We start from the raw sequence: 4,720 nt of genomic DNA, 5'->3' as shown, positions 1-4,720 counted from the left end.
AAATGCTTGGCGAGCCAGCTCAGATGAAACACTTCGCGACCGGTGCTCTTCGGCGGCGGCTCGGCGAAATAGGGCTCCGACAGCAGGCGCTTGAGTAGCGTCTCGTCGATGCGGCCCGAGGCCGCAAAGGCGCCGTCCTTGTCGTAGGGTTGGTCGCGGTGCCTGGCGATCCACGCGTCGAGCAGGCAGCTCGCGGGGCCCGTGTCGAAGCCGCGCAAAGACTGCTTCGCGTTGCCGGGCAGGATCGTGATGTTGGCGATGCCGCCGAGATTGAGCACGACGCGGCTGATCTTAGTCGATGCGGATTTGTCCTGCGCGAGCATCGCCGCGTGGAACGCCGGTGCGAGCGGCGCGCCGTGACCGCCCGCGGCGATGTCGCGGCGGCGAAAGTCGGCGACGGTGGTGATGCCGGTCAGCTCGGCGATGACGTTCGGGTCGCCGAGTTGCATCGTGTACGGCGCGGGGCCGAGCGGGCGATGGCGCACGGTCTGGCCGTGCGAGCCGAGCGCGCGGATTTTTTTCGCATCGACGCCTTCGCGCCTGAGCAAATTGCTCGCGGCCGCGGCGAACGAGCGCGCGATCTCGACATCGAGCGCGCCGAACTCGTCGAGCGCAATGCGTCCATCGCCCTGCGCGAGCGCGAGGATGCGGCGGCGCAAGTCGTCGGGATAGGCATGGGTGAGGCTTGCGAGCAGCTTCGGCTTGCGCGCGAACGAAGCGAGCGCGACGTCGATGCCGTCGGCGCTGGTGCCGGAGATCAGACCGAGGTACAGCGAGGCCATGCGATTCTCAAAAGCCTAACGCTGCGAGGAAGCTGCGGAAAACACGCCGGGAGAGTTCAAAAAGAATGCCGCTTTCCTTGTCGGCGGATCGATTATTCAAGGCTTCACGGTTCAACGTCTGACGCCGGCTTCTACTTCGCCGAAGCGAGCTGCGTTGCCTCGAGTTTGTTGAGTCGTGCGAGCATCGGCTGGGTCTGGCTGCGGAAGCGCGCGAGTTCGACGCCAGGCAGCGGCTCCGGCGGCAGCGTCGTCACGGTCAGCGGATTGCGATGCTGGCCGTCGACGCGGAATTCGTAATGCAGATGCGGGCCGGTGGCGAGGCCGGTCATGCCGACGTAGCCGATCGTCGAGCCCTGCGCGACGTGCTGGCCGACCTGGTAGCCACCGAGGCGCGACATGTGGCCGTAAAGCGTGGTCGTGTGCGGGTTGTGCTGGACGATGACGACGTTGCCGTAACCGGGCTGCCAGCCGCGGAACGCGATCTTGCCGTCGCCGGCTGAGCGGATCGGCGTGCCCTGCGGCGCGGCGTAGTCGACGCCCTTGTGTGCGCGCATCGTGCCGAGGATCGGATGCATGCGCGCGACCGAGAAATACGAGGTGATGCGAGAGAAGTCGAGCGGCGTGCGCAGGAAGGTCTTTTTCAGCGGCCGGCCTTCGCCCGTGTAGTAGCTCGTCTCGCCGGCGCTATTGGTGAAGCGGAATGCAGAATAACGCTTGCCCTTGTTGACGAAGGTCGCGGCGATGATGTCGCCGTCGCGCAGACGCTCGCCCTCGCGGTAGACGTCGTCGTAGAGCACGGTGAAGCTGTCGCCCTGGCGCAGGTCCTGGGCAAAGTCGATGTCGTAGCCGAATGCGTTGGCGAGTTGCAGCACCATCGCATCGCTCATGCCGGCCGCTTCGCCCGCACCGAACAGCGAGGAATCGATGCTGCCGTGGGCGACGTGCGTGCGGCGCTCGATGTTGCGGTCGAGCTCGGTCTGGTTGATGCCTTCGGCGCTGAAACTCGCGATCACGCGAGTGCGGTCGTCGCGGTCGAAGCGGATCGCGCGCAGGCTGCCGTCGTCGCTGCGCAGGAAGGCGAACTCGTCGCCCGGGTGGATCGCGCGCAGGCAACGCGTGTTGCCGGGCGCGTCGAGCAGGCGCGCCAGGTCGGTGGCGTTGAGGTTCTGCTGCTGGAAAATATCGGCCAGCGTCTGCCCGGATTTGACCGTGACCACCTGCCATGCGGGATCGTCGGCGAGCGGATCGCTATTGGCTGCATCGATCGCGGCAGACAATGCGGTATCTTCGGGCGATAATGTCGGCAGCGGAAGATCGAGTGTGGTGCGCGGAGCGTTGCCCGAGTCGCGCATCGCTAGCGCCCAGGTCGGGATCGTCGCACCGGCCGTGATCAGCACCGCGGCAATGGCGCCGGCGAGCACGACGTGCCTGCGTCGCCAGGACAGCGGTGACTTTGCGAGATTTTGTATAAAAGTCCACTTTGCTGCATTGGTGGACGCGTCGGCTGCGCCGTTCCGTGGGGCGATGCGCTTGGCGCAGGAGTGATTTTGGTTCAGGTTCACGGCCGGTTTCCGACAAAACAGGCCGTACCATATCCAGTCGAAAACCGTGCGTCAATCCTTTGTTTTTCAAGGATTTCCGGCAGGTTTCTCGAATAATGATTTTTTAACTTCGATCTGGCGAAAACTGAACGGATCGAGTCGTCTGTAAAAGTATACTTTGAACGAAAATCGGGTGAATACGACGATGTCAACGGAAATCCAAGCGGCTTTGGACCTGATCGGCCGCGGCGCCGAGGAAATCATCAAGCGCGAGGACCTCGAGGCACGCCTCAGGCTCGGCCGGCCCCTGCGGATCAAGGCCGGCTTCGACCCGACCGCGCCCGACCTGCACCTCGGCCATACCGTGCTACTGAACAAGATGCGCCAGTTCCAGGATCTCGGCCACCAGGTCATCTTTCTGATTGGCGACTTCACCGGCATGATCGGCGATCCGACCGGCAAGAACGCCACGCGCAAGCCGCTCAGCCGCAAAGACATCGAGGCCAACGCGAAGACCTACGCCGACCAGGTGTTCAAGGTGCTCGACCGCGACAAGACCGAGGTGCGCTTCAATTCCGAATGGTTCGGCAAGATGGATGCGGCCGGAATGATCAAGCTTGCGGCCAAGCACACCGTGGCGCGCATGCTCGAGCGCGACGACTTCGCCAAGCGTTACAAGGGTGGTCAGCCGATCGCGATCCACGAATTCCTCTACCCGCTCGTGCAGGGCTACGACTCGGTCGCGCTCGAGTGCGACGTCGAGCTCGGCGGCACCGACCAGAAGTTCAACCTGCTCGTCGGCCGCCAGTTGCAGGAGGAGGCCGGCCAGCCGGCGCAGATCGTGCTGACCATGCCGCTGCTCGAAGGCCTCGACGGTGTGCACAAGATGTCGAAGTCGCTCGGCAACTACATCGGCATCAACGAGCCGGCGATCGATATCGTCAACAAGACCATGAAGATCGGCGACGAGCTGATGTGGCGCTGGTACGAGTTGCTCAGCCTGGACCGTTCGGCCGCGGACATCGAAAAGATGAAGCGCGAGGTCGCGGACGGGCAGCTGCATCCGCGCGATGCCAAGCTTGCGCTCGCGCGCGAGCTGGCGACGCGCTTCCAGGGCGCGGCCGAGGCGGAAAAGGCGATCGAGCAGTGGAATGCGCTCGTGCGCGAGCAGCGCGTCGATGTCGACCTGCCGCTGCAGGACGTCGCCGTGCCGGCCGAGGGCATCCGCGTTGCGCCGCTGTTCGTGGCGGCGAAGCTCGCGGCGAGCAACTCCGAAGTTACGCGCAAGCTCAACGAGAAGGCGGTGCGCATCGACGGCGCGGTGGTCGAGGACCGCGAGCGCACGCTCGCCGCGGGCGGCGAACATCTGTTGCAGATCGGCAAGCGTTCGTTCGCGCGGGTTCGTTTGGTCGCCGCATAGCGCTGGAATGCACTGTCCGGCACCGGCAAAAAAGCTTTGCCTCGGGGCTTGACGAATCGGGAATTGGTTGTAGGATTCGCGGCCCTTCGTTGTGCGGCCGGAAACGCTGCGGTGCGGCAAAGGGCGACCTTTCGGGTCGTTGGCAAAGCGAAGCGAAAAAGTCGTTTCGCGGGTGTTGACGAATCGGAAATCGGATGTATGATTCGCCCCCCTTCGATTGGTGCCGCCGCTGGCGAGATCGAGGGGCTGAATCCCGGCAAAACTTTTCGAAAAAATTTTCAAAAAGGTGTTGACGGATACGAAATTGGTTGTATAGTAGGCGGCTCTCTCGGACGAAATGTTCGGGACGCGAAAGCGGAAACGCTGAGCAAGAATTCGATCTTTGACAGTGTGCGCAGGTGACTTGTGTGGGCGCCTTGGGGTGGACAACACGTCCATCGAATCAAGAGCGTCATCAAGTCGACCGAGAAATCGGTCAAATTTGAGTAATCAAAGCAGCTTGGTTTCACTCTCTAAAGTAATTTGTCAGCAGCAATGCTGACTGCAATTTCAACTGAAGAGTTTGATCCTGGCTCAGAGTGAACGCTGGCGGCATGCCTAACACATGCAAGTCGAACGGCAGCACAGCAGTAGCAATACTGTGGGTGGCGAGTGGCGGACGGGTGAGGAATACATCGGAATTTGCCCTGTCGTGGGGGATAACGTAGGGAAACTTACGCTAATACCGCATACGACCTAACGGTGAAAGCGGGGGATCGCAAGACCTCGCGCGGCTGGAGAAGCCGATGTCAGATTAGCTAGTTGGCGGGGTAAAGGCCCACCAAGGCGACGATCTGTAGCTGGTCTGAGAGGATGATCAGCCACACTGGGACTGAGACACGGCCCAGACTCCTACGGGAGGCAGCAGTGGGGAATATTGGACAATGGGCGCAAGCCTGATCCAGCAATGCCGCGTGTGTGAAGAAGGCCTTCGGGTT

At 62.5% G+C, this 4,720-nt stretch carries 3 protein-coding genes and 1 rRNA gene; 2 read left to right on the top strand and 2 right to left on the bottom strand.

Translation table 11 applies throughout. The annotated features are described in order from the left end of the window. Positions 1 to 782: anhydro-N-acetylmuramic acid kinase (locus tag VF497_RS08425; protein ID WP_330887617.1), on the bottom strand; the 782-nt coding region annotated here is incomplete at its 3' end. A gap of 131 nt (positions 783 to 913) precedes the next feature. Next, complete coding sequence (locus VF497_RS08420; RefSeq protein WP_330887615.1) at positions 914 to 2,344, bottom strand: OapA family protein; 1,431 nt, start codon at positions 2,342 to 2,344, stop codon at positions 914 to 916. Positions 2,345 to 2,528: 184 nt separating this feature from the next. On the opposite strand from VF497_RS08420, the gene tyrS reads away from it, so the two are divergent. Together tyrS and VF497_RS08410 are read left to right on the top strand one after the other, a co-directional pair. Beyond that, positions 2,529 to 3,743, top strand: coding sequence for a tyrosine--tRNA ligase (gene tyrS, locus VF497_RS08415; RefSeq protein WP_330887613.1), 1,215 nt, complete (start codon positions 2,529 to 2,531; stop codon positions 3,741 to 3,743). Between the two features lie 550 nt (positions 3,744 to 4,293). Further along, positions 4,294 to 4,720 (top strand): 16S ribosomal RNA (locus VF497_RS08410); the annotation flags it as partial.

The organism is Rudaea sp., from assembly GCF_036383415.1.
GTDB lineage: Bacteria > Pseudomonadota > Gammaproteobacteria > Xanthomonadales > Rhodanobacteraceae > Rudaea.
Note: the sequence above shows the minus strand (reverse complement) of the source record. Positions and strands in the feature narration are given on the sequence as shown.